This window comes from Sporosarcina luteola, from assembly GCF_023715535.1.
GTDB classification, from domain to species: Bacteria; Bacillota; Bacilli; order Bacillales_A; family Planococcaceae; genus Sporosarcina; species Sporosarcina luteola_B.
On record NZ_JAMBOI010000003.1, the window covers coordinates 290535 to 314294 of the forward strand.

General features: G+C 47.9%; 30 protein-coding genes. 3 read left to right on the forward strand and 27 right to left on the reverse strand.

Features of this window, described 5'->3' with window-relative positions; translation table 11 throughout:
- Positions 1-11: 11 nt before the first annotated feature.
- Entirely contained in the window at positions 12-569 is a 558-nt protein-coding gene (locus M3191_RS08575; protein WP_251699960.1) for a hypothetical protein, read from the reverse strand.
- Positions 570-652: 83 nt separating this feature from the next.
- Between M3191_RS08575 and M3191_RS08580 the strand changes: the two genes are divergently transcribed.
- Entirely contained in the window at positions 653-982 is a 330-nt protein-coding gene (locus M3191_RS08580) for an MGMT family protein (protein ID WP_251699961.1), read from the forward strand.
- Positions 983-985: 3 nt separating this feature from the next.
- Here the strand turns inward: M3191_RS08580 and M3191_RS08585 are convergent, their stop codons facing one another.
- Positions 986-1207, reverse strand: coding sequence for a transcriptional regulator (locus M3191_RS08585; RefSeq protein WP_251699963.1), 222 nt, complete (start codon positions 1205-1207; stop codon positions 986-988).
- 90 nt (positions 1208-1297) lie between these two features.
- Between M3191_RS08585 and mscL the strand changes: the two genes are divergently transcribed.
- Positions 1298-1672 (forward strand): large conductance mechanosensitive channel protein MscL, encoded by a 375-nt coding sequence (gene mscL, locus M3191_RS08590; protein ID WP_251699965.1) that lies wholly within the window; start codon positions 1298-1300, stop codon positions 1670-1672.
- 48 nt (positions 1673-1720) lie between these two features.
- On the opposite strand, the gene M3191_RS08595 is transcribed toward mscL, so the two are convergent.
- The 11 genes from M3191_RS08595 to M3191_RS08645 form a co-directional block, all read right to left on the reverse strand.
- On the reverse strand, positions 1721-3655 hold the full coding sequence (locus M3191_RS08595) for a DUF2207 domain-containing protein (protein WP_251699967.1): 1935 nt from the start codon (positions 3653-3655) through the stop codon (positions 1721-1723).
- Positions 3656-4228: 573 nt separating this feature from the next.
- The gene (locus tag M3191_RS08600; protein ID WP_251699969.1) at positions 4229-4387 is read right to left on the reverse strand and encodes a hypothetical protein; all 159 of its coding nucleotides are present in this window, start codon (positions 4385-4387) and stop codon (positions 4229-4231) included.
- Entirely contained in the window at positions 4387-5622 is a 1236-nt protein-coding gene (locus tag M3191_RS08605) for a helix-turn-helix domain-containing protein (protein ID WP_251699972.1), read from the reverse strand. The genes M3191_RS08600 and M3191_RS08605 overlap by 1 nt, the downstream gene beginning before the upstream one ends.
- Positions 5623-5752: 130 nt before the next feature.
- On the reverse strand, positions 5753-7042 hold the full coding sequence (locus M3191_RS08610; RefSeq protein ID WP_251699974.1) for a S8 family peptidase: 1290 nt from the start codon (positions 7040-7042) through the stop codon (positions 5753-5755).
- A 233-nt stretch (positions 7043-7275) separates the two neighbouring features.
- Positions 7276-8043 (reverse strand): ABC transporter permease, encoded by a 768-nt coding sequence (locus tag M3191_RS08615; RefSeq protein ID WP_251699976.1) that lies wholly within the window; start codon positions 8041-8043, stop codon positions 7276-7278.
- Positions 8021-8938 carry an ABC transporter ATP-binding protein gene (locus M3191_RS08620; protein WP_251699978.1) on the reverse strand — a complete coding sequence of 306 codons (918 nt, stop codon included), beginning with the start codon at positions 8936-8938 and terminating at the stop codon, positions 8021-8023. Before M3191_RS08620 ends, M3191_RS08615 begins: the two co-directional genes overlap by 23 nt.
- On the reverse strand, positions 8935-9654 hold the full coding sequence (locus M3191_RS08625; RefSeq protein ID WP_251699979.1) for an ABC transporter ATP-binding protein: 720 nt from the start codon (positions 9652-9654) through the stop codon (positions 8935-8937). Before M3191_RS08625 ends, M3191_RS08620 begins: the two co-directional genes overlap by 4 nt.
- The gene (locus M3191_RS08630; RefSeq protein ID WP_251699981.1) at positions 9647-10015 is read right to left on the reverse strand and encodes a GntR family transcriptional regulator; all 369 of its coding nucleotides are present in this window, start codon (positions 10013-10015) and stop codon (positions 9647-9649) included. The genes M3191_RS08625 and M3191_RS08630 overlap by 8 nt, the downstream gene beginning before the upstream one ends.
- Before the next feature lie 2 nt (positions 10016-10017).
- Positions 10018-10671: a hypothetical protein gene (locus M3191_RS08635; RefSeq protein ID WP_251699983.1), complete on the reverse strand. Its 654-nt coding sequence runs from the start codon at positions 10669-10671 to the stop codon at positions 10018-10020.
- The gene (locus M3191_RS08640) at positions 10668-11450 is read right to left on the reverse strand and encodes a hypothetical protein (protein WP_251699985.1); all 783 of its coding nucleotides are present in this window, start codon (positions 11448-11450) and stop codon (positions 10668-10670) included. Before M3191_RS08640 ends, M3191_RS08635 begins: the two co-directional genes overlap by 4 nt.
- A gap of 79 nt (positions 11451-11529) precedes the next feature.
- Positions 11530-11673, reverse strand: coding sequence for a hypothetical protein (locus M3191_RS08645; protein WP_251699987.1), 144 nt, complete (start codon positions 11671-11673; stop codon positions 11530-11532).
- Positions 11674-11906: 233 nt separating this feature from the next.
- Between M3191_RS08645 and M3191_RS08650 the strand changes: the two genes are divergently transcribed.
- The gene (locus M3191_RS08650; RefSeq protein ID WP_251699989.1) at positions 11907-12275 is read left to right on the forward strand and encodes a VOC family protein; all 369 of its coding nucleotides are present in this window, start codon (positions 11907-11909) and stop codon (positions 12273-12275) included.
- Between the two features lie 6 nt (positions 12276-12281).
- Here the strand turns inward: M3191_RS08650 and mazF are convergent, their stop codons facing one another.
- The 14 genes from mazF to ureC form a co-directional block, all read right to left on the reverse strand.
- The gene (gene mazF / locus M3191_RS08655) at positions 12282-12617 is read right to left on the reverse strand and encodes an endoribonuclease MazF (protein WP_251699991.1); all 336 of its coding nucleotides are present in this window, start codon (positions 12615-12617) and stop codon (positions 12282-12284) included.
- Complete coding sequence (locus tag M3191_RS08660) at positions 12611-12841, reverse strand: AbrB/MazE/SpoVT family DNA-binding domain-containing protein (protein ID WP_251699993.1); 231 nt, start codon at positions 12839-12841, stop codon at positions 12611-12613. Before M3191_RS08660 ends, mazF begins: the two co-directional genes overlap by 7 nt.
- Before the next feature lie 54 nt (positions 12842-12895).
- Positions 12896-13846 (reverse strand): hypothetical protein, encoded by a 951-nt coding sequence (locus M3191_RS08665; protein WP_251699996.1) that lies wholly within the window; start codon positions 13844-13846, stop codon positions 12896-12898.
- Positions 13847-14093: 247 nt separating this feature from the next.
- Positions 14094-14570 carry an acyl-CoA thioesterase gene (locus M3191_RS08670; protein ID WP_251627632.1) on the reverse strand — a complete coding sequence of 159 codons (477 nt, stop codon included), beginning with the start codon at positions 14568-14570 and terminating at the stop codon, positions 14094-14096.
- Positions 14571-14632: 62 nt separating this feature from the next.
- Positions 14633-15331: an ABC transporter ATP-binding protein gene (locus M3191_RS08675; protein WP_251699997.1), complete on the reverse strand. Its 699-nt coding sequence runs from the start codon at positions 15329-15331 to the stop codon at positions 14633-14635.
- 17 nt (positions 15332-15348) lie between these two features.
- A complete protein-coding gene (locus M3191_RS08680; RefSeq protein ID WP_251699998.1) occupies positions 15349-16095 on the reverse strand; it encodes an ATP-binding cassette domain-containing protein in 747 nt (248 codons plus the stop codon).
- Positions 16088-16900, reverse strand: coding sequence for an ABC transporter permease (locus tag M3191_RS08685; protein WP_251699999.1), 813 nt, complete (start codon positions 16898-16900; stop codon positions 16088-16090). Before M3191_RS08685 ends, M3191_RS08680 begins: the two co-directional genes overlap by 8 nt.
- A complete protein-coding gene (locus M3191_RS08690) occupies positions 16897-17868 on the reverse strand; it encodes an ABC transporter permease (protein ID WP_251700000.1) in 972 nt (323 codons plus the stop codon). The genes M3191_RS08685 and M3191_RS08690 overlap by 4 nt, the downstream gene beginning before the upstream one ends.
- Positions 17858-19426, reverse strand: coding sequence for an ABC transporter substrate-binding protein (locus tag M3191_RS08695; RefSeq protein WP_251700001.1), 1569 nt, complete (start codon positions 19424-19426; stop codon positions 17858-17860). Before M3191_RS08695 ends, M3191_RS08690 begins: the two co-directional genes overlap by 11 nt.
- A 13-nt stretch (positions 19427-19439) precedes the next feature.
- The gene (locus M3191_RS08700) at positions 19440-20246 is read right to left on the reverse strand and encodes an urease accessory protein UreD (RefSeq protein WP_251700002.1); all 807 of its coding nucleotides are present in this window, start codon (positions 20244-20246) and stop codon (positions 19440-19442) included.
- Entirely contained in the window at positions 20239-20865 is a 627-nt protein-coding gene (ureG, locus tag M3191_RS08705) for an urease accessory protein UreG (RefSeq protein WP_251700003.1), read from the reverse strand. The genes M3191_RS08700 and ureG overlap by 8 nt, the downstream gene beginning before the upstream one ends.
- Positions 20866-20883: 18 nt before the next feature.
- Positions 20884-21624, reverse strand: a complete 741-nt coding sequence (locus M3191_RS08710; protein ID WP_251700004.1) for an urease accessory protein UreF — start codon at positions 21622-21624, stop codon at positions 20884-20886.
- Positions 21566-22012: an urease accessory protein UreE gene (locus tag M3191_RS08715; RefSeq protein ID WP_251700005.1), complete on the reverse strand. Its 447-nt coding sequence runs from the start codon at positions 22010-22012 to the stop codon at positions 21566-21568. Before M3191_RS08715 ends, M3191_RS08710 begins: the two co-directional genes overlap by 59 nt.
- Before the next feature lie 34 nt (positions 22013-22046).
- Positions 22047-23732, reverse strand: a complete 1686-nt coding sequence (ureC, locus tag M3191_RS08720) for an urease subunit alpha (protein WP_251700120.1) — start codon at positions 23730-23732, stop codon at positions 22047-22049.
- Positions 23733-23760 lie beyond the last annotated feature (28 nt).

A 23760-nucleotide genomic window follows, 5' to 3' on the forward strand; every position in this document is an offset into this window, starting at 1 on the left:
CGAGGCTATTTTCATTCGGTGAATTTAGCCGTTTCCTCGTCGGATAAAATCCGCGGTTCGAAGTTCCCTACTTCCATATAGTCAACGCGCTCATCCACCGCAATTTTGAAAACATATGGATCACTTGTCTTTTCGATTGATTGGACGTTCGATTGCATTTTTACGTAATAGCCCTTCACTTCCTGCTCCACCCAAAATGGCACATCTCCTCTTGGGTCCACTGCATCCTCCTTTTCCTTTTCCTCCCGCTCTTCTTCCCATTGCCGCTTCGCTTCAGGATCCATGTGGAAATAAATCTTCTGCAAGGTATCAATGACTTCCCCGAAACCGATAATCAGCAACCCACAGAGAAAATGCGTAGCGATAATTCCGAGAAACGCAAACAACGCAGTGCCTGTAAGTCCGCCCGCATGCTGCATTTCACCCCACTCACTCATGAACTGGCCCCCTACTTGCACCATCATAAACAAAGAGATGATGCCTTGGATGAGGCCCCACCCCATCACGACAACTCCGGCAATCTTAATGATATATCCGATGAAACTCTGTTTCATAAACAAGTTGTTCAACGTGACCACTCTCCCATTTTAATTTCCACCTATCTTGTGTACGATTGAGAGATATGGATAGTTTCATTATGAGGAGGAATGACATGCTTCCATTTACAGAAAGGGTTGTGCAGATCATCGGGGACATCCCTGCAGGCAAGGTCATGACATATGGACAAGTAGCAAGCGCAGCAGGAAGTCCACGAGGCGCAAGACAGGTCGTCAGGATCCTCCATTCGATGAGCTCCAAATACGATTTGCCATGGCATCGTATCATCAATGCGCAAGGCGGCATCTCAACCCCATCCGATCGGGAAGAAAAAGGCGGTTTGCAGCGGGAGTTGCTAGAGGCGGAAGGCGTGAAATTCTTGCCAAACGGTAAAGTGGATCTGCAAGTCTATCGGTGGTTTCCTGAAGAGGAATTCATGTGGTGAAATTCAAATGGCCTGCCGTTCACGACTTACAACACGTTGGATGGACAAGACCCGGTCTATTTTGAACGTACGTTTTTCATGACGCAGATGGCAGTAGGCCGTGAATGAATCGATGCCGACTGCCAGGATGCGCACGCGTCTCTTCGTCAGTGCGCCATCCGCCCCCATATAGATCATTTCAGCCAATTCATGGCGTTGGCATATCTTGAGTAAAGCCTGTCGCATAGCTGTCATCTCCGTTCGGAACATTTGTTCTCATTATATGCGAACAGTTGGAGAAAAACAACTAGTTTTCATTTGAAAGGGGTGAGTAATATGTGGAAAGAATTTAAGGAATTTGCGTTCAAAGGAAACGTCCTAGACCTTGCAATTGCCGTCGTCATCGGGGCAGCATTCGGGAAAATCGTATCATCGCTCGTCGATAACATCATTATGCCGCTCCTCGTTGCGATCACCGGGAAGGTCGACGTATCCAAACTTGAAGTGGCAATCGGGGCGACTCCCATTAAATATGGACTATTTTTACAATCCATCATTGATTTCATCATCATCGCCTTCTCAATCTTCCTATTTGTACGTCTACTGATGAAGTTCAAAAAGAAAGAGGAACCGGCAAAGGATGAAGAGCCTGCACTCGACGCGAAAGAGGAATTATTGAAAGAAATCCGTGATCTATTGAAAGAAAAATAATGACATAAAAAAAATGCCGGCATTTTTATAAGCCGGCATTTTTTATGATTACTCTGCCCCTGCACCACCGCCGCCGCCATCTCCTCCTCCGCCGCTATAGCCGCCGGAATCATAGGATCCGCCTCCCCAAGAAGAGCCGTTTTTGCTGACGGACATCGGACCCCAAGTGGAATAAGTGAAATGAAGCGGATCCACTTGCAATGCGAATAAGGGTGCCAACGATGAGGTTTCTGGAAGTCCACGTCTAAGCCTCGGAAGCCTTTTCTTTGATGTATTCAATAAATAAGCACGTGCAATCCACCGGTCAGCTTCAGCGGAAGGGAGATAATCCGGTATCCCCCGCTTCATCTGTCGCCTGAATTTATTGATACTCATCTTAGTGTAAAGTGCTGTAAACGAGCTTGGAATCGCCTTCGGAATTAAGAAGAAGAAAAATGAACCGCAAATTACTGCTGAGAGGACAGCATCTGTTACTTCTGAAGAAACGATTTGTGCTCCAGCAGAAAACATTCCGATAAAGAATAGGATAGCGGGCCATTTCTTTGCGGGGTTTGTACTGTAAAAATAATACACGATGCCAGCAACAATCGCGGGGAAGGCAATCCCCCAGCCACCAGCGCCATCCGCGTAAAATCCATACATCGTCGTTATCGTAAGCAATAGGAAAATAACTACCTTCATCATTTTCGGCACCTTTGTCGAAAGGGCACCCGCCTCCTCCATTAGATTAAGCACATCCTCATGCCAGATTTCATGGTTTTCATGGAATTGCCGCTGTTTGCGCAGATAAGTCCGATTCTCCTTATCCCCACGTACTGAAGGTCCGGCTATATCGTGCAAATGGAATTTCCGATGTCCGACCCTTCCCTTGAATAGCCACGTCACCAAATATTGTTCATGGGGCAGTAACTTATGCTTGGATTTATTCAATTGTTCATTCGACTGAAGCAAGCGAAAGACAAGCGTCTTATCGGATGCGCCTTCCTTCCCTTGGAACCGTGCTGCTGATTCTGTCAATTCCGCTTTGATAATTCCTTTTTCGACGAGTGAAAATAGCCCAGCCAGAAAGTTTTTCCGATTGAACCGGCCATTTTGATCGACAAAAGCCAAATATGACGGATCGGTCTGTAATACAAGATCCGTGCTGCCGAACAAGGTGAACACCCGCTGCCTCAGTAGGTAAAGTAAAATGATGAGTACGATGAAGAAAATGCTAAGGCCATCCGCTATGTTTTTCGCGGCTGGAATATTCGCCCATCTTGACTCCTTTTTATCAATGAGCTGCTGTTCCTTCCGGATTGCTTCCTCGAATGAAACCGGCTCTGCGATTTTTTGCTGTCCAGTCATAATTGTCGACGGGAACAGCACACGGGTCCCCGTCACTGTGTATGCGGCCGACTTGGGCGTATGAAACGTGATGCCGTCGCGATAAACCTTCCGCACCTGCCCTTCTCGGTCGTGCAGAAAACCATGGATTTGGTCCTTGCCGGCATCGCCCGGCATAGCGTAGGTGATGTCCACATTATTCAAGTCCATATCGTGATTGCTGCTCCCTTCGAAAAAGGTGATAGCCAAATCACTATATGTATCGTATGAGGTCACCGCGTTCTGCATCTTGTAAACATACAGGACGGTGATCGTGTCATTCTCCGCCTGGACTTCAGTCGCGAACGTGCTGCCTTTTCGAGACACCGCCGCTTTCGTCAAGGCGGATTCATCGATTTCCCCTACAACGGGGTCTTTGCTCGCGATTTGATACGCCTCAAAATTATGAATCTGGCCGAGATGCTTCTCCGGAAACGACCGCGTCAATCGCGAAAACGATCCATCCAACGTATACGTGAACACCTCATTCACGAGCATATCGCCATTCGGCTGCACCCACCCTTTGATCTGCACCCGGTCGATCGTGAAGGACTTCGCATAGACATGGGTTGGTGAAAGGATGAATAGCATGATTATGAAAATAACTATCTTCCGCATCGGAACACCCCCTATTGCTTTATTAGAATACGGCGAATCGCTGGGAAGGGTTTCAAATTCGCTCTAAATTGGGTGTTTTGGCATGTTGGTGTAGCATGCTTCGTGGTTTTGCTCGAGTTCGCGCTAGTTATGCGTGAGTTTCACATAGTTTTGCTCACTTCGGACTTAGGTCTCCCCCGGTATGCTCCCAAATTTATAGCATCCTCCAAGTTCAACATACGCATTCAGTTTGTTAAAGGCATTTAACGCGAAGTCGACATTCTCATGTCCAACAAATTTTCCGCGAACTACGATATTCCAACAACCCTGTGTCGCCCGTTGCCACCTTTCCGAAGTGATGCTACAATGGAATGTAGGATTTACGATAAAAAGGAGTGAAGTTTTCATGTGGTTCCTATACATCATGTACACGCTGTTCGCTTTTATCATCCTGGGTACAACATTTGGTCTTGTAAGCACATTCAACAATCATAAGTGATTGTTGAAGTGCTTTTTTTTTGGTAATCGCGGTATGGCGTGTGTAAATTGAAAAGGTGTCCCGCGGCCTCGATTGGCTGTGGGACACCTTTTTTCTTATACTTGTGGAGGTAAAATCGATGGTGGTGTTAGATTGTCTTTTCCTTTTGTGTTTGTGTATACGCTGTCATCCGGTTCCAATGCCAATGCGCTTCCTGTTCCTGCAAATGCGGCAAGCAGTGCCGTCAACAAGATAATGGATAATTTTCTTTTCATCATTCCTTCTCCCCTTCTTCATAGTGATATAAACTGTACTTCGCGGCTTTTCCGTAGTCGCCAGTGGACCTGTAATAGGTTGCCAACCTCCAAGCGATACTTCTTGCTTCCCCTATATAACCATGTTTCTTCATAAAAGGAAATACTATTTGTTCACAATAGTTGAAAAGCTCTTCTTGGGAAAGTTTAGTATGTCGAAAGTAATTCAACTGTATCTTTAAATACGGGTCATTCTTCCTCTCCGATAGCACTTCCAATTCTTCCAGCAACGGATCTATCTCTTTATTTTTTTCAACGGCGGTTTGCAATAAATGAATGAGGACCGGCTGATAATAATCTGTACCGGGGGCCAACAACGCTTTTAATTCCTGCAACATTTCGTATGCAGATTCATGGAAGCCCCTGCGGTTTTGCAATACAGAATAATTATAGAGCGCCCCTTGATACAACTGATCCATCTCCATCATCTTCGCATTGCGGAGGATGATTTTAAACAAGTCGTCCGCCTGCAAAGTGAAGTCGCGGTTTGTATAATTGATGGCAAGCAGTAGTTGGGCGTGCAGCAAGCGGATGTAATTGCAGTCCTTCCGGAAGTGGTCGACAGCCATTTCTGCAAAGTAGGTCGATCTGCCGTATTGTGCTCGGTTGTGAAGCAAATATGCTTTTTGATAAAACAGCTCCCCTTCGAACATGAATGGAATCCGTTCGCGGTAATCTTCTATTTGTCCAAGGAGATTTTCCGCCTCTGTAAAGTTTTGCGAGAAAATTTCGTACATCAGGTGAATGACTTTGGATACGCCTTTTTCATAATCTGTGAAGGATGTCTCCATTCGTTTCAGGATGAAGACTTGTTGCGTGGCGCGAGGTATGTCCTGTTTGAATAAATAATAACGTAATTTGTAGAGCTCATACCGGTTCACCAAGTCCGTTGATTGCAAATAGTCTATTTGAGTAGAAAGCTCTTTGTATACCTCATCCATCGATTTCAGGTCATAGTAGACCGAGTGCATGATGAAGGTTTCCAATTTCTCTTTCCAATATTCATATGTAATTACTTCCCGTTCCCAAACAACACCCATCCGCTTGAACAATTCATTGATCGTTTCGCCGTTTGGAATGTATTTATTCGACTCGATCTTACTTAAATGGGAAATGGAACAGAGACCTTTGCTGAGCTCTGCTTGCGTCAAGTTGTTTTTCATTCGGTAGTATTTCAGGATGGATCCGATATTCATCATTAGCCCCCCTTGATTTCTTACTATTCAAACATATCATTTCAGTTCAATAAACACATGAGAAAACAGTCCCAGGGGAGTATGGGACTGTTTTCGGCCTAATGTATGGGATTTTCATTAGGAGGCAATGTTAACGTACTCGTGCGAATCCGAATCCGGATGCAATGTCGTCACCTCGTCCGGCATGATAACCGCCGAGGATGTCATATGATTTCGCACGATTTTGCAAGTTGGCGCGAAGTTGAACGTTTGTGAAGCTAGGATTTTCCGCCCAGACTTTTGCTGCCAAGCCTGCCACATGCGGTGTGGCCATGGATGTTCCGCTGATTGTTGCGTACCCGCCGTTGTACCAAGTTGAGAATATGGATGTGCCCGGTGCGGACAGTTCAACATCCCCCGTTTGGATGATATGATCGCCTGCTGTCCTTGAATATCCGCGAGAAGAGGAGTTGGCGACACGATATGTGCCGTTTTCCAACCGATTCTCGAGATTCGCGACTGCAATTGCTGACGGCAAGGCTGCCGGATAATCGATTGAACCAGGAGAAAAGCCATCGTTTCCTGCTGCCGCGACAATCAATGCCCCGCGGTCATACGCGTAATTGACGGCATTTGTGATCAACGAACTTTCTCCGTTCGAACCGAGGGACATGTTGATGACGACTTTCACCCGTTGTGCGTATGCCTCATCTGCCGCGTGTCGGATTGCATTCGCGATATCATCCGCATATCCGCTTCCGGAGTCGTTCAATACTTTATACGCCCAAAGCTTTGCATTCGGGGCCACTCCGTAAACGCCTCTACGGTCATCGCCACCCTCTCCTAAGGCGGTTCCCGCAACGTGGGTCCCGTGCCCGTTTCGGTCGGTGCACGTATTATTCACTAGCGACGCGCTTTGCGTAAAATCCTTACATTGTTCCGCGTTGTAGTATAGATCGTTATGGTTCACATTGACGCCTGTATCGAGCACGGCGACTCTTACGTTCGAGCCGCCCGTCGTAGTAGTTAAGTTATTATCGTTATAGATTGCCTTGATTCCCCAAGGAACGGATTGGCTAGCGGCCGCTGCATCCACCTCATTATTCAGCTTCAAAGAGGACGGGTCGATTTGGATGGAGAGGACATCCACTTTTTCAACAGTGATATGCGGCATGTTTTGCAGCAGCGAGAATTCTTTCGCTGTCACATCTGTCGTGTAAGAATGGCCGTCGAATTCATTGCGGAGCTCGTAGTTTTGTTGAAGCTCTTGCAACTCTTGGTCAGTCGTTGCCGTGATGAGCACTCGGAACGTTTCGCCCCTTTGCTTCATCTGATTCTCTTTGAAATCCCGGAAATCGTCCTCTGCGTAGACAGCTCCTGTTGTCATCAGCATACTTGCTGTAAGCGCCATTACCGCAAGCACCTTCAATGGTCTCTTCATTCATTCTCCTCTTTTCCTAATAGATTCGGTTTTGCTATCCTTACTGTAGCAAACATTATGATTATAGGAAATTGGGAAAAATCCGCCTGGATTCGACAGAATACGCGACTCCTTTCTATATCCATCTGCCCACCAAAAGGTATTTATTTAATTCAAAAGAACTAAAAACACCAACCATTAACGTGGTTGGTGTTGGGCAAATTATCAATTCTCTGTTCAATTATACCTACCAATCAAGCTGTAACATCTCGTTTTATGAATGTCGAAAAGCTGATAAGAAGGAAGACCACGATATAAACGGCCAATACCGCAAGCGAGAATGGCATCGTCAAGTCAGGCACTAACATCATGCCCGTTTCGAATTGGGTCAAATCCATATGTGTGAAGAACAAGTACTTTGCAATTTCGTATTGCGAAAGCAAGGCGCTGATCGTTGAGCCGGTGAAGTAAATGAACAGCGACAGACCGATTGCGAGTGAGCTGGAGCGGAAAACGCTTCCGATTGCAAATGCGAATGTCGAAGTGATGAATACGTTGCCGAATGAAAGAAGCAGCATATACAGACTCTTGCTCCAAACTGACCAGCTTGATAGGCTTTCGCCTGCGTCTGATTTAAATAAAAGCATCGCCAAGAGGAGATAGACAACGTAACCGATCAGCATAAGGAACATGCCAAAGAGATTCACGGTCAGGAATTTGGATACAAGTATCTTCCATCGTTTTACCGGCCGCGTCAGCAGCATCTTAATCGTACCCTGAGAAAACTCGGACGCGACAATGCCCGCTGCAACGATGACCGTCAGCAATAAGACAGTTCCGCCCAGTGAAGATGGATCCTGGATCATCCCTTCCCTTGTCATTTCGCCACCCATATTCTGCAAGCTAATCCATTTCATCAGACCCATCATTCCGGCTGTCAAGATGACAAGAATACCGACCATGATCCATGTTCCTTTTTTATGCCACAATTTCATCCATTCATTTTGCATAAGCTTCAGCAATCTGGCCACCTCCAGTCATCTCTAAGAACTCATCTTCCAACGTTTTCCGATGCGGCTGAACCGCAAACACTTGCAGCCCTTCGGCAATGAACGACTCGACCAGGTCCGGGATTTGATGTTGCTCCGCATTGACGAGCAATCCATCTGTAAACGGCTCCACCGTGAACCCTCCATCCGTAAGCAGTTGCTTCGCCTTTTCCGCCGGCGTTGCTTCAATATAATAGAACGATTCCCGTGCCTCGGACATTTCACGGATATCAATCAGCTTGCCGTTTTGGATGATAGCAATCCGGTCGCACATGAGCTCAATTTCGGAGAGCATATGGCTGGAAACGAAGACGGATACCCCTTCCGTTTCGGCAATCTTACGAAGGTACTGCCTGAATTCACGGATTCCCGCAGGATCGAGTCCATTCGTCGGTTCATCCAGAATCAAGAACTTCGGCCGGTGCAGGAGAGCCTGCGCGAGGCCTAAACGTTGACGCATTCCGAGCGAATAGGTCCCTACTTTTTCATGGATACGATTTTGCATCCCGACTTGGCGGACGACATCATCGATCCGCTCTTTCGTCACACCTTTATGCATGCGGGCAAAATGCAGCAAATTCTTATAACCTGACATAAATTTATACATTTCAGGATTCTCAACAATAACGCCAACCTTTGAAAGTCCTTCCTCGAAGTTGTCCCGCAATGAAACCCCTTCGATGACGATATCGCCCTCCGTCTGCTTCATGAGCCCGACCATCATTCTGATCGTCGTCGTTTTCCCCGCACCATTCGGACCGAGGAAGCCCGTGATCTGCCCCGGATACAGCGACAGATTCAAATTGTCGATGATTTTCTTGCTTCGAATCGTTTTGGATAAATTCTTCAATTCCACTACCGGCTTCATTTTCCCAACTCCCTTTCCACTTGACGTTCTTTGAACAAAGATACCATCCAGCTCGTTGCATCGATTCCGTAAAAGTCCCTTATTTCATCGACCGCCTCATGGGCGATCAACCGCCCGCCCCGCATGACGATGATTTCATCCAGCAGCGGCTCCACTTCCCGAATTTCATGCGTCGACATGATGACCGACTGACGCTCCGGGTCCGTAAAGCGGATGAGCCCTTTCGCGATATCATCTCTCACCATCGGATCGAGGCCTGAAAACGGCTCATCAAGCAAGTAGTAATCTGCTTCCCGTGCAAGTGTTACGGCGATTTTCACACGTCCACGGTTCCCTTTGGACAAGCTTTTTATCCGCGAAGTAAGCGACACATTCAGAAATTGCACAATCTCCTTCGCTTTGACCATGTCGAAATCCTCGAATTGTGATTCGTAGAAATCGATCAGCTGCTGCACGGTAAAGTACGTATAGAAATCATCGGTGTCGGACATATAGGCAACTCGTGAAGCAATACGCCGCGTAATTGGTTGCCCGTCAAACGTCGTACTTCCGCTATTCGGCGTCAACAAACCTGCCATCATTTTCAATAACGTCGACTTGCCGCTTCCATTTTCACCGACAAGCCCGATCACTTTCCCTCTAGGAATCGACACAGTCACATCCTGCAATGCCCTCTTACTGCCATACTTCTTCACGATCTGTTTCAACTCAATCATTTTCGCCACCCCGTTCCTGCAGACACTTTACAATTTCGTCAGTCGTAAATCCGAATGCCGCCACACTTTGAAGGAATGTCGTCACGAGCTGCTCCTTCATTTCATTGCGAAGCGCCATAATTTTCTCTTGATTTTCCGTCACGAACGATCCCTGCCCCCTTCTTGTCTCCGTGATCTCCATCTGCTCCAATTCCTTGTAGACGCGCTGCATCGTGTTCGCATTCACGCCAACTTCAACTGCGTATTCACGGACGGAAGGCAACTTCTCCCCCGCCTTCAAAGTGCCACGCATAATATCCCCCAAAATCCGGTCGATGAGCTGCTGGTAAATCGGCTTATCCGGTAAAAAATCAATGCTCATCGTCAGTACCTCACTTTCTTTTCAAGCAGGATTGCTCCGCTAACGAATAATACAATTGAAACGAGGATGTATACGAGTGAACCTATGTTAGGTCCAAATTCTCCCCATATAACTTCTATAATTCCCCATGCCATTGATCCAAAGAAGAAAAATAGTAACAAAACAATTATCGCCAACCAGCCAATTCTCAATGACAAAAGCCTGTAGATCACCCATATCGGCAAGCTTGCTGATATCGCAAAAATAGTAATAAGGAATACTTTTAGCAAGTTCGGCCATCCAGGGATGACCCCTTCAAATCCACCCATGAAATGGACGACAATCCCTATGCCAGTCCAAATTAGGTTAGATAGTCCGACTAATAGTAAAGCCATTAGCATCTTGGAGCCTAAAAGCCGTGTTATTGAAGCTGGAGAATGCAGCCATACATCCGGCCGCTTCATATCCGTATGAAGACTGTGAATGAAAAGCAACGCTCCAAAATACATTTGAAAAAACGAGAACATATTCGTAGTTTCTGTAAGGTCAAATATGCCCCCGACCGCCAAGGGCGTGAAACTTGATACGGCAATCACGATGAAGAGCACGATAAACGCAATGAATGAATATCTCATCAACATCCATTCTTTACGAAATAAACCATTCCAGCCCGTCATAGCCTCACCCTCTTCTCAAACAAGGCGATTGCCAAATAGAACAAACCGACAGTAAAGAGAACCGCGAATATAATCTCTCCTGTGTATAAAACTGTATCCGTGACGGTGAAGTAATCATATTTGAGATCGATCACCGGGTTCTTAAGAGACATCAAATCGAAACCGCCTACCTGTATGAATTTCCCGTAAATGTCGGAAACCGTAACCTCACCGTATATCCTTACTGAAATGATTAATAAAATCAATGTAACGACAAAGGAAAATCCTTTAAGAAAAGGCTTCAACAACTGGTCGATGACGATAAAGAAAAATCCATAAACCATGAACTGTATGGAAGCGATAAATACTCCGCCGACCAGAAAACTTCCGTAAAACAACAACTCATTGAAAATGGCTTCCGGTTGAGGTGTAATTGCAAAACCAATCGCAACAACAAACGCTGTAACAAGCAAGTACGCCAAGCCCAGTCCGGATGACATCACCATTTTCACCGCGACAAGCTTCACTGTGGAAGCTGTCGAATGAAACCATAAATCCGGCCTTTTCATGTCCCTGTTGAACATCATCGAGAACGCAATGACAGGAACCAATATGCATGCACCTGCCGCTACGAAACCAATGACCATCGTCATTTCAAATACGGAAACTTCCCCTGCTGCAAGCACCCCCGCAAAGTACGGCAATATAAACAATCCCGCCAGTAGTAAAAAGATCACCACCATGATCTGCCCTCTCCACTGGACCCATTCCTTTTGCAATAAACCATTCCACTGCTTCACCATCTACCCCTCCTGTACTGGTGTATTAGTTACATAGTACACTAACGCAAACTGGAATGTAAAGGAAATTGAATGATTTTTATGAAATGAATAGAAAGTCCTGTTGTAGATGTTGAATCGAGTTATCGATCAATTTCTGAAGGTTATCGATCATTTCCCGGAAGTTATCGGTCACTTGAGCGATGTTATCGGTCATTTCTAGGAAGTTATCGGTCATTTTCACATTTATATCGTCATTTCAGGACTAATGATCCACCCCATTCATAGAGGTTTTAATTTGTCAGAGGCATTTATCACGACAAAAGAGGGGGACCAATAGAATTCTGCCCGCGTAACTTATCACGAAGTAAATAACCCATAAGCAACACTTATACATATTGTTCCATTTCCCGTCATAGCTTCTCTTGACCAACTCATCTACACTGAAGATAACAACCATAAAAGGGGAGAAGTACTATGACTCAATTTCTTACCGGTATTGACCATATCCAAATCGCGGCACCTCCTCATTCGGAAGAACAGGCACGCGAATTTTACGGCAACCTGCTCGGAATGGAGGATGTTCCGAAGCCTGAAAACTTGCAGGCCCGTGGCGGCTGCTGGTTCCAATGCGGCTCACAGGAAATCCATATCGGCATCCAGGTCGATTTCATACCAGCCAAAAAAGCGCATCCCGGCTTCACCGTACATGCGCTTGAACAATTGAAATCCCGATTGGAAACGGCGGGATGTGAAATTACAGAAGAGTCGCCGATCGCAGGGCGTGCTCGTTTCTTCACACACGATCCGTTCGGCAACCGGGTTGAGTTTTTGGAGTTTGAATAAAGTGAGTTAATCCAGGAGCAGACGGACATTTTCAAGTATATCCGCCAGTGCTGCCTCATCAATATGTTCGATGAAACTGGCTTCTCTTGCGCGCCAATCTAGACTAAGCACCTGGTCGGAAAGCACAGTTCCAGAGGTTTTTAATGAATCCTTTAGCATGACTTCAAATGGATAGCCTTTTTGTTTTGAAGTCACAGGACAGACTAGGACTAGTCCTGATTTTTCATTATAAGCGGAAGGCGATAAAACAATAGCTGGGCGTCTTCCCGCTTGTTCTGCCCCGGATTGTGGCGAGAATGATAGCCAGATCAGATCCCCGCGTTCCGGCACATACTTCACCATGCTTCTCCTCCCTCTGGCTCTCCAAATTCAATTTCAGAATGAATATTATCTTCTTTGATACCATCAATCATTGCCTGAAGAAACTTTCGTTTTGGCTCGATAATTAAACGATCATTTTCCACATAAAGGTAAACTTCGGAGTTTTCACGCAGCAATAGTTCATCGCTAACCGTTTTGGGAATACGGATGCCGAGACTATTCCCCCATTTCTTCACTTGGTACATGTCGACACACCACCTTTGTATATACATTGTATATACAAAGGTGTAATATGTCAATTAAGACACAATAATATCCTTCTCCTGCTGATCCAGCCGGTTTAATTCTTCCATCGCTTCATCGCGTTTCCGCCGCAACTGGTCCTGCACGCGGCGAACGTCGTGGAGCACGGTGTTCAACTTGACCTTCGCATCTGTAATCCGCGAATGGACCGCCCAGTCGGAGAAGATATTATCAAAGAAAATATCCGTAAATGTGAAAATGTCGTTTTGATTCACATTGAACGATTCCGTCGCGGCATTTTGGACGTCCATCAATTCCGTTTCATAATGGCGAAGCGCCCGTTGCGCACGATGTACAAGATCATCCGAACTATTCATTTCCGAATACTTCAGCGCCGAAACGATGAGCCCGCCGCCTAAGAACGTATCCCACATGGAGAGTCCTTCCGCGTTGCCTAGCTTATCGAGCGCAGCATCCAGCGTCCGTTTCGCTTTATCGCCCGCTTCATACGCCTCGTCGATTTCCCTCACTAACGCTCGTACACGAACCCGGTCATCGGCAATTTTCTGCAGCGTCCCATTTGCCACAGTATCATTTTGCCGGATCCACGCCTCTTTCTCCTTTAAGAAATCTTCCCAATCCTCATCGACATAGAGGAATTCCTCCCGGTTCATCTCGGTGCGCAGCCTCCCGACTTCCGCTTTCAAATCGGTCACCGTCTTTTCGGCTTCATTGTATTTCAGCTCAGCCTCTGCGACTTCATTAATCTCCTTCTCCATTTGCTCATCCCATTTTCCTGTCCACTCTTTGATTTTATTCGCAAATGAAAACTTGCCCAACTTCACAACATCCTGCTGCTCCTTAGACAGCTGCCGATGCAGGCGATTGCGCAACCGGACCGCCTCCTTATATTGCGCCTCCGCCCCGTCGAGACGGCGCTTCACTCGATTCCGTTCATTTCGCAGCATCGTCAGCTCCATTTGCCGTTCATGGATACCCGTCCTCATCGCACTCACTCCTTTCCTCATATACGGAGGAAGGTCAGTTGAGGTTTCAATAAGATTTTCATGCTTAGTTACGAATGCAAAGTGGTGATCGTGAAAGCGGCGAATTTTCATTTTCCATCAGTACAGGTTTCGCATTACATGCATTTTGTAAAAACCAGTAAGCACAGTGAAAGAGACTCATGCCAACGACAATTTCTGCTGTATAAAATCTCTCCACACAAAAAGCCGCCCTATAAGGCGGCTTTCATCAATGTTTAATTTCCCTGCGCAGTTTCCGGTGATTCCGGCGGGCGGGGCCGGTGTCGAATAGCCGTTTTTCCGCTTCGGTTTCCGGGTAGACGCCTGGAACCGGTGTCGGCTTGTTGTTTTCATCCATGGCGACCATCGTCAGGAATGATTCCGTCGTCAGTTTTTTCGCACCCGTCAACAGATCCATCGAATGCACCGAGACGAATATTTCCATCGATGTACGCCCTGTTGAGCTGACGACAGCTTCGAGTTCGAGTACATCCCCGACCTTCGCGGACGACAGGAAGTCGACCGAATCGATGGAGGCAGTTACGGCTGCCGCCTTGTTCGAATGTTTCATTGCCGCAATGGCAGCAATTTCATCTATGTATGCCAAGACCTTTCCACCAAAAATTGTCTGCATATGGTTCGTGTCCGGCGGCAATACAAGTTTCGAAATGATTGTGCGTGATTGGCTCATCGGCCGTTGTTCCATAGTTGTCCATCTCCTTCTACTTCTCTTTTCCAGTATACCCACTTCCAAAAGGTTGAACAGGCTCACTCGAACAGCATCAGGGAGTAAGGATGTGTGAATGAAAACCTGCCATCCCGCTTCACACTTTCCTCGACAATCCCGCCGCCCTCCATTACATACACTCGGTCGCATAAGTGCTGCACGACTTTGAGGTCATGAGAAATGAACAGAATTGCCATGCCCATCTCCCGATTCATCTTCTGAATGAGCTCAACAATCTCTTTCTGAATCAACCGATCCAGATTGGACACGATTTCATCGCAAATCAACAGCTTCGGCTCTACAAGCATTGAGCGCAGCAAATTCACCCGCTGTCGTTCGCCTCCGCTTAATTCCGAAGGACGCCGGTCCAAATGCTTCTCTTCCAAGCCTACTCTTCCTAGCATCATAAGGATATACGCATCCCGATCGCCTTTCATCAACCGTAGTGGTTCCTTTAAAATATCACGGACCGTCCAGGAAGGGTTCATAGCGGCAGATGCGTTTTGGAAGACGATTTGACAGGAGGCATAGAAGTTACCATTTGCCGTGAATGAAACCGATCCTTCATCCACAGACTCCAATCGCATAATCAGGCGCGCCAATGTACTTTTCCCGCTGCCGCTTTCCCCGACGATTCCAACGAGCTCACCGTCACCTACCGACAAATTAATGTCATGAAGGATCCTCTTCCTTCGTTTTCCCCTGCCATAGCTTTTCGACAGATGTTCAACTCTCAGCAATCCCTACACCCCCTTTCCTAAAATCGGCTATCCAACAAACGCTTTGTATATTCATGCGTCGGCCTCGCCAAGACATCTGCAACTGCACCCGTCTCCACGATTTCACCTTTTCGCATGACAATCATTTCATCCGCCACGTCTGCAACGACATCCAGATCATGCGTTATGATCAATACCGTCGTACCGCTTTCATTCAATAGTCGGAGCCATTTCAGAAATTCCTTTTGCACGACTTTATCGAGTGCGGACGTCGGCTCATCTGCAATGAGCAATGCTCGTTTCACATACAAAGCGCAGGCAATCATGCATCGTTGCAGCATCCCGCCCGATAATTCGAATGGATACTGATTCAAAATTTCCGCAGACAAGCTTAGCTTTCCGAGAATCGCCTTCATCTTCTTCCGGAAGCTTTCCTGGTCATCGCCGACCCGGCCGGCGGAAAATGCATACAGCTGCCGATCCATCTTCACGCTTGGATTGAAGCTGTTCAAAGCGTCTTGGAAGATCGTGAAAAACTCCTTTTTCCTCAACACCGCCATCTCTTCATTCGTCGCCTTCAATAAATCGGTGCCCATAAAACGAATCTCTCCGGAAGCTAGCGCACCAGCGGGCAACATCCGTAGCAATGCCGCAACCGTCATGCTTTTCCCGCTGCCGCTTTCTCCGATCATCGCTGTTATTTTCCCTTCCGGAATGAAAAACGAGCTGTTTGTTACGACCGGGATTCCATTGATTTTAACCGATAACCCTTTCGCCTCAAGCATGGAAACGCCTCCTTCCGGAATTTTTCAACGCTTCGCCGATGAAGTTAATGGAAAGTATCGTGAGGAAGATCAGCAATCCAGGGAATACACCGATCCACCATGCGCCGATCAACAGATCATTTTGTGCATTGTACAGCATATTTCCCCACGATGGAATCGAAGGCGGTATGCCGATTCCGAGGAAGCTGAGCGACACTTCGATGAATACCGCCCCTGCCAAATTGAAGATTGTAACGACGAACAGCGGCGGCAGACTATTGCGCAGCAGATGCCCTGTAAGGATTCTCCAAACCGGTGTGCCGAACATTTTTGCCATCTTCACATAGTCCGCATCCTTCAGCCGGATGAATTCCGAGCGGACAATCCGGGCCGTCGTAAACCAGCCCGTCACACCAATGATGAACGTCATCCCCCACATTCCGCCTTGCATGACCGCCTGGAACGCTAAGACGAAAATAAGGGAGGGAATGGAAATAAGAGCTTCCAAAATCCGCATCATGACGCTATCAGTCCATCCGCCGACATAACCGCTGATTCCTCCGTATATAACACCGATAACAAATGACAATGCAACCGACAAGACCGCTACAGCCAAAGTGACCTTTCCACCTTGCAATAAACGCGAAAAAACATCACGGCCAAGATGATCCGTCCCTAACAGATGACCCTCTCCAGGCGGCGAATACACGGAGTCCAAATCCATTTCATTCACGGGTTGTGTTGCGAGAAGATCGGATAGCATTGTCATGGCAAGGATCAGGCCGAGAAGCGAGCACCAGAAGACAAGTTTCTTCCGAGATTTCATCCGCCCAACTCCCCTTTCCGAAGCTTCGGATCGAGCGTGTACATGAGCACGTCAATGGCAAATAGGCTTACGACGACAATTAGCCCTGTCAGCATGATGCCACCCATGAGCAGCGGATAATCCTTCACCATGACGGATTTCACAAGCAGTTGGCCAAGACCCGACCACGCAAATAAAGCCTCAACAATGACGGATCCCCCGAAAAACGAAGGGATTGTCACACCAAGATAATTCAAATAAGGGATGAATGCATTCCTCAACACGCCACGCCTTATTTCCCGCTCCTCCACACCGTTCGCCCTCGCCGCCATTACATAATAGCTTCCGATTTCCGCTTTGACACTCTCTTGGAGGAAGCGCGCGTAAAGGCCGACATGCGTCAGAACGACGACGGATGCCGGCATGATGAGATGCTTGATTTTATCAACAAAACCGCCGTCCCCGCCCAGGCTTCCCGTCCCCGAAGACGGCAAGACGCCAAGCGTGACAGCGAATAGGTAAATGAATAAAATCCCGAGCCAAAACGCCGGGATGGATGAAGATGCTATGCTGAAAGCCGACAGCCCCCTGTCGAGCAGCGACCCGGGTCTCATGCCCGCCGTCATCCCGAGCCAGATTGACCCGATGATGATGAAGAACATTGACACACCGAACAACAGCAATGTATTCGGCAGCCGCTCCCCAAGAATCGAAGCGACGGGACGGCCCTCCTTCGCGGACACGCCAAGATTACCTTGCACCGTCTGTTTCAGCCACGCCCCATATTGGACGATCAATGGACGATCCAGTGCAAAGGCTTCGCTGATCCGTTCCTTTTCAGCAGTGGTCAACGTCTGGGCATTACCTCCGTAATACGCCGTCGCAGAGCTTCCCGGACTTGCATGCATTATGAAAAAAGAGAGGAAGCTCACGATGAAGAGGACGAGTGCCCCTAGCATCATGCGCTTCCCAATCCATTTAACGGTCATTCCATTTCCACTCCTCGACATTCCAAAGGAAACCGGAGCCGTGATGGCCAAGCGTACGCTCCTTCACGCCTTCGATATTTCCGTGAATGCCATAGACTGCATTGACATAAGCGATAAATGCGAATGCCGGATCGTTTGCCAACTCTTCTTGGAAGGCCATATAGCTTGCTTGCCGTTCCTTTTCATCCATTGATAAACGTCCTTTTTCAAGCAATGCATCCACTTTTTCATTCGAGTAGCTTCCAAAATTATAACCGGATCCCGTCAAACTTGATTCATCCGAATGGAACAAGATGTACGTATGATGATCCGCGTCATACGGGCTGCCCCATCCGATCATGAAAGCATCTGTCTCTTCAATCGTGATGGCACTCCAGTCAAGCGCAGCCACATTGACATCTGCACCGATCGATTTGTAGCCCTCGGCGACATAATTCGCCATATTGACACGCACTGCGTCGGACGCAGGTGTCGTAATCGTAAAGCTCAACTTCCGGTCATCCTTATAACGGAATCCGTCGTCCGCTTTTTTCCAGCCTGCTTCATCCAGCAACTTTCCAGCTTGCTCGATGTCATAGCTGTACGTTTCAATGTCTTCATTATGAAAGGCATGCTTTTGGAGCGGCGAATAGGCCTCTTCTCCGAAGCCTTTCAAGATGCCTTTCACAATTTGCACCCGATCAATGGCATAGCTGAATGCCTGCCGAACCCGCACATCTTGCCACAGATCATTTTGCATATTGAAAAGGATCCCGCGGTAGTCGGCAGTGTCGATATTATAGATTTTCACATGATTGCGTTTTTCCAGTTCACCGACTTGCACCGGATCGAGAAGAGCGATGTCGACCTCGCCTGAAGCTAATTGCAATGCCCGCACATTGCTGTCGGGGATGAATTTGAAGATGACTTTAGCAATGGACGGCTTCGTGCCATGGAAATGCTCATACGCTTTCAACGTCAAGCTGTTGCCGCGGTCCCATCGGTCAAATTCATACGGACCTGCACCGATCGGATGGCTATTGAAGTCCGCTGTCCGCATCTCAACGCCATTAAACGCATGCTTCGGCAGAATCGGCAGCGTCAATTTATCCAAAATCGGCGTGAAAGGACGCTTTAGTTTCAGTTCGAATTTATAGTCCTCAATTTTCTTCAGCGACTCCACTTCAAGGAAGTCAGACTTCAGGAACGAGGCATTCTTGTCATCTAACACACTTTCAATCGTAAAGATGACATCGTCCGCAGTCAGCGGTTCACCGTCGTGGAACCGGATGTCTTCCCGCAACTTGAATGTATATGTCAACTTGTCATCGGACATGTCGAATGACTCTGCGATATCGGCTTTCGGTTCGTTGTTTTCATCGAAACGGAAAAGCCCGCGGAATAGAAGCGCGTCCACGTTCGTCTCCTCAAGAATCGGATTCAGTCCATCAAACTCGGATTCCGAAGCATAGATGAGGCTGTTTTCTTTCGCGGCGGGTGCTGCTTTTTTTCCACATCCTGCGACGGCAACGAGCAGGAGCATACTGATTAAGACTAGTAGTATTTTACGTTTATCCATAGTTTACCCCACTTTATATGAGTGCCGCCAGCTCGGAAAATACCCGTTTCAATTCCTGCTGAAGTCTCCATTGATTCACCCCGAGAAAACGGCAATGCACCGCATTTCCCGCGAGTCTGGTCACGCCCGCCCTCAATCCGTCGCCGACATTCATCGCTTCATGGATCGCCCGCAGATCGATTTCATCGGCCTTTTCCGAAACGAGCCAAATAGAGCCGACATACAATGCATCTTCAAGTAAACCAAGTCCATTGAGATGCAGATTGTCCGGGACGAAACGGAGGCTGTCGAAAGCGAGCAGCTCCTCTTCGACGTAAATCTTCATCATTGATTTCAATGAAGAGAAATCGAATACTTCACCGCGCATCTCGCGGCCGGGTGCGATGATTTCACCCCAAAGCAATGTGGCGCCCTTCTTAAGATGAATCGTCGTTTCCATAAGAAATTTGGAGTCCGCGAATGGGATGATCACTTCCGGCATCCATTCGAGGCGCGATTCTTCCTCCAGCTCCACGTCAATCGATTGGACGCACGTTTCGCCCGTATGCGACCGGTACACTTTCAACGCCGATTGCTGGATGATCCTCGCTTTACTTCCCGGCAATAGGCGGATCGTTATATCATTGCGATCTCCCGCCACCATGCCGCCCGACGATTCCATCACAAACACCGTCGCCGTCGGATCACTGCCTTCGTACAGCTCGCGGCTCGCCTTTAAAGGAGGCTGCTGAAATACATGCGGCATCCGTGTATAGCCTCTTCTCGGCTCAAACACCATATCCAGTTTGCCGTTATGGTGCCTCCGTGTCACTTTACTCACCACTCGCTGTTCCCGCGCCTTCTAATAGCATATTCCGTTTAATCCAATTGACGATCTGGTCGACATTTTTCCGTGTCCGGACGTCCGCTAAGACATAAGGGCGGCCGCCTCTCATCTTCTTCACGTCGCTCTCGTACAGTTCAAGGTCAACGCCGACATGCGGGGCAAGGTCCGTTTTATTGACCAATAAAAGATCCGATCTTGTCAACGCCGGGCCGCCTTTTCTCGGAATATCCTGTCCTTCCGCAACGTCGATGACGTAGATATATCCATCTACAAGTTCAGGGCTGAACGTAGCCGACAGGTTATCCCCGCCGCTCTCGACGAAAACGATGTCAAGATCTTGGAAACGTTCCTTCAATTCATCAATTGCTGCGAAATTCATGGAAGCATCTTCACGGATTGCCGTATGCGGGCATCCGCCAGTCTCCACACCAAGAATCCTGTCTTCACCCAACACGCCATGATTCATCAGGAATTGAGCATCCTCGCGTGTGTATATATCATTCGTAATAACTGCAACGTTATAGTCCTCATGCATCGCACGGGTCAATGCGTCGACGAGCGATGTTTTGCCCGACCCGACGGGACCCCCGATGCCAATACGTACTGGTTTCATATATAGAAACGCCTCCTGTCATGAAATGAATAATCTAGAATGTAAATATTCGTGCTTCATCGATGCAAGCTCGATGCCTAGCGCATTATTGCTAATATCCGCTTCCGTCAAACCGGCGACGATCCCGGCAGCCGCAACCGCCTCTTCCGCCAACAGATGCACCGCCTGCACACCTGTGTTTTGACCGAATGGCACTGCGCGTACTGCATTTGTGACAATCCCGTTCACCGATGAGAATAAATACGAAAGGACCGCATAATGCGCATCCATATTATTGACGGCGCAATAAATGCCATAAAGAATCGCATAATGGCCTTTGATTTCATTCGCCGCAATCCGATTTTTCCACTCGTCGAAAAAAGCATCCTCGACGAGCGGTGAAACCGTTTTGATGAACTGCCTGCCCAAATTGACGCTTGCATCCCTGGACTCCTTAGCGAGCTTGATAGCGCCGCAAAGGTTTTCCAAATGCAGAAGCCGATCGACGTCCCGGCCCTTTGCAGCCTTATGCGCCTCCTGAATGAGGATCGCATCGCCATATACGAGATTCTGAAAGAGGAAAGTCGTACAAAAAGCGATCAGCTCTTCCTTAGTCCGGATTGTATCCTCCTGGATATACGTCTCCATCCCGTAGGATTGCGTATATGTGCCGATCGGGAATGCCGAATCATGGATTTGGAGAAGTCTCAGAAACTGTATATCAGTGGGAATGGCCACGGTATTTGAAAGGTTGCTTGAATCGTCGTTCGGTCGTTTCATAGTCCACACCCACCTCATCCAATAATGGCGCCAACGTGTGATCTGCGCGGACGACAATTTCATCTTTTTCGATCAGTGCTGGAGTATGGCGGTTGCCAAGCTCAAATGCGGCCTTGCCCATTTCGACTATATCCTTCGGTCGGATGACGATGACCTGTTCCATTTTCGTCCGGATTGCGATGGCGCGATTGTCGTCTTCAAATAATAGATCGCCGTATTTCAAGGGCTCTTCCTGGTTGATGCGCAATGCGACATCTGTGCCTTCTGTCGTTTCCGTCCGCAGAATACGCTTGCTCAGTTCTTCCCATTCAAGTTCGACCCACTCGATGCGCTTTCCTGGAATTTCTTCTGTATCACCGATATTGCCTATGATTTTTTCAATTAGCATCTTGCATTCTCCTTCTTTTCAAAGACTTACCAATTCAGAATAAGAAGTATCTCTGTGCCATAGGTAGGACGTCAACTGGTTCGCATGTGGCGAGTTCCCCGTTAATTTTCACTTCGTATGTCTCCGGATCTACGTCGATCACAGGCATTTCGCTATTATGCTTCATGTCCGCTTTTGACACATTACGGCAATTTTTAACCGTTCCGATCATCTTCTTCAGCCCGAGTTCTTCCGGAAGACCTTCCTCCACAGCGATTTTCGGCAAGAATGTCATTGAGGAGTTTTGCGGACCTTGTCCATGGTAGCCGTACATCCGGCGGCCCATGAACGGCTGCGGCGTCGGAATCGAAGCATTCGGATCACCTGTCGCTGCGTAAACAGCGATGCCGCCTTTTATGACAACTGACGCTTTGATGCCAAAAAATGCTGGTTCCCATAAAACGATATCCGCCAATTTCCCATCCTCAATCGAACCGACTTCATGGGAAATCCCTTGGGCGATCGCAGGGTTGATCGTATATTTTGAAATATAGCGCTTGACGCGATAGTTATCATTGTCTTTCTCTTCGTCCTGCGGGAGCGGACCTCGTTGTTTCTTCATCTTATCCGCCGTCTGCCACGTCCGGATCGCCACTTCCCCGACCCGGCCCATCGCCTGGGAGTCGGATGACATGATGCTCAGAATCCCCTCATCCTGCATAATATCCTCAGCAGCAATCGTTTCCGGACGGATGCGTGAATCCGCAAAAGCGACATCTTCCGCCACGTCGCGCTTCAAATGGTGGCACACCATGAGCATGTCCATATGCTCATCGATCGTATTGACTGTAAACGGCTTCGTCGGATTCGTCGATGCCGGCAAGACATTCGGTAGTGACGCCATTTTCAACTGGTCAGGCGCATGGCCTCCGCCAGCTCCTTCAGTATGGAATACGTGGATGACACGTCCATTGATTGCATCGATCGTATCCTCGACGAATCCCGCCTCATTCAACGTATCAGAGTGCAATGCGATCTGAACGTCATATTCATCTGCCACCGTTAAGCTTTGGTCCAATGCAGACGGAGTCGCTCCCCAGTCCTCATGGATTTTCAATCCGATTGCGCCCGCGCGGATCTGTTCAACAAGCGGTGCAGGAAACGCAGCGCTTCCCTTTCCGAAGATACCGATATTTAACGGAATGTCTTCAATCTGCTGAAGCATCCGATGCAAATGCCATTTCCCCGGTGTCACCGTCGTTGCAGTAGAACCTGACGCAGGACCTGTCCCACCGCCGATGAATGTTGTCGTCCCTGCGTTCAATGCGACTTCCACCTGTTCTGGACTGATGAGGTGGATATGCGTGTCGATTGCACCCGCTGTCGCAATCAACCCTTCTCCTCCATATACCTCAGTGCCGACACCGATGATCATGCCTTGATCGACACCGTCCATCGTATTCGGATTCCCCGCCTTACCGATCCCGGCGATCCTTCCGTTCCTGATCCCGATATCCGCTTTCACGATTCCCGTATGATCAATGATTGTCGCATTCGTAATTACCGTATCCAATACCCCATCTTCGGAAGTCTTTTCACCGTTCTGCCCCATCGACACGCGAAGGGACTTCCCGCCTCCAAAAATACCTTCGTCTCCGTAGGTTGTATAGTCTTTTTCAATTTCAATCCATAAATCGGTATCCGCTAAACGGACCTTGTCACCCACAGTCGGGCCGAACATCCTTGCATACTGTTCATGTGAAATTCTC

Bases quoted from the DNA above. Each gene is read 5' to 3' on its own strand.
- M3191_RS08580 (WP_251699961.1), top strand. From the start codon at position 653: ATGCTTCCATTTACAGAAAGGGTTGTGCAGATCATCGGGGACATCCCT.
- M3191_RS08585 (WP_251699963.1), bottom strand. From the start codon at position 1,207: ATGCGACAGGCTTTACTCAAGATATGCCAACGCCATGAATTGGCTGAA.
- mscL (WP_251699965.1), top strand. From the start codon at position 1,298: ATGTGGAAAGAATTTAAGGAATTTGCGTTCAAAGGAAACGTCCTAGAC.
- M3191_RS08595 (WP_251699967.1), bottom strand. From the start codon at position 3,655: ATGCGGAAGATAGTTATTTTCATAATCATGCTATTCATCCTTTCACCA.
- M3191_RS08600 (WP_251699969.1), bottom strand. From the start codon at position 4,387: ATGAAAAGAAAATTATCCATTATCTTGTTGACGGCACTGCTTGCCGCA.
- M3191_RS08605 (WP_251699972.1), bottom strand. From the start codon at position 5,622: ATGAATATCGGATCCATCCTGAAATACTACCGAATGAAAAACAACTTG.
- M3191_RS08610 (WP_251699974.1), bottom strand. From the start codon at position 7,042: ATGAAGAGACCATTGAAGGTGCTTGCGGTAATGGCGCTTACAGCAAGT.
- M3191_RS08620 (WP_251699978.1), bottom strand. From the start codon at position 8,938: ATGAAGCCGGTAGTGGAATTGAAGAATTTATCCAAAACGATTCGAAGC.
- M3191_RS08625 (WP_251699979.1), bottom strand. From the start codon at position 9,654: ATGATTGAGTTGAAACAGATCGTGAAGAAGTATGGCAGTAAGAGGGCA.
- M3191_RS08630 (WP_251699981.1), bottom strand. From the start codon at position 10,015: ATGAGCATTGATTTTTTACCGGATAAGCCGATTTACCAGCAGCTCATC.
- M3191_RS08635 (WP_251699983.1), bottom strand. From the start codon at position 10,671: ATGACGGGCTGGAATGGTTTATTTCGTAAAGAATGGATGTTGATGAGA.
- M3191_RS08650 (WP_251699989.1), top strand. From the start codon at position 11,907: ATGACTCAATTTCTTACCGGTATTGACCATATCCAAATCGCGGCACCT.
- mazF (WP_251699991.1), bottom strand. From the start codon at position 12,617: ATGGTGAAGTATGTGCCGGAACGCGGGGATCTGATCTGGCTATCATTC.
- M3191_RS08660 (WP_251699993.1), bottom strand. From the start codon at position 12,841: ATGTACCAAGTGAAGAAATGGGGGAATAGTCTCGGCATCCGTATTCCC.
- M3191_RS08665 (WP_251699996.1), bottom strand. From the start codon at position 13,846: ATGAGGACGGGTATCCATGAACGGCAAATGGAGCTGACGATGCTGCGA.
- M3191_RS08670 (WP_251627632.1), bottom strand. From the start codon at position 14,570: ATGGAACAACGGCCGATGAGCCAATCACGCACAATCATTTCGAAACTT.
- M3191_RS08680 (WP_251699998.1), bottom strand. From the start codon at position 16,095: ATGCTTGAGGCGAAAGGGTTATCGGTTAAAATCAATGGAATCCCGGTC.
- M3191_RS08685 (WP_251699999.1), bottom strand. From the start codon at position 16,900: ATGAAATCTCGGAAGAAACTTGTCTTCTGGTGCTCGCTTCTCGGCCTG.
- M3191_RS08690 (WP_251700000.1), bottom strand. From the start codon at position 17,868: ATGACCGTTAAATGGATTGGGAAGCGCATGATGCTAGGGGCACTCGTC.
- M3191_RS08695 (WP_251700001.1), bottom strand. From the start codon at position 19,426: ATGGATAAACGTAAAATACTACTAGTCTTAATCAGTATGCTCCTGCTC.
- ureG (WP_251700003.1), bottom strand. From the start codon at position 20,865: ATGAAACCAGTACGTATTGGCATCGGGGGTCCCGTCGGGTCGGGCAAA.
- M3191_RS08710 (WP_251700004.1), bottom strand. From the start codon at position 21,624: ATGAAACGACCGAACGACGATTCAAGCAACCTTTCAAATACCGTGGCC.
- M3191_RS08715 (WP_251700005.1), bottom strand. From the start codon at position 22,012: ATGCTAATTGAAAAAATCATAGGCAATATCGGTGATACAGAAGAAATT.
- ureC (WP_251700120.1), bottom strand. From the start codon at position 23,732: ATGTTCGGCCCGACTGTGGGTGACAAGGTCCGTTTAGCGGATACCGAT.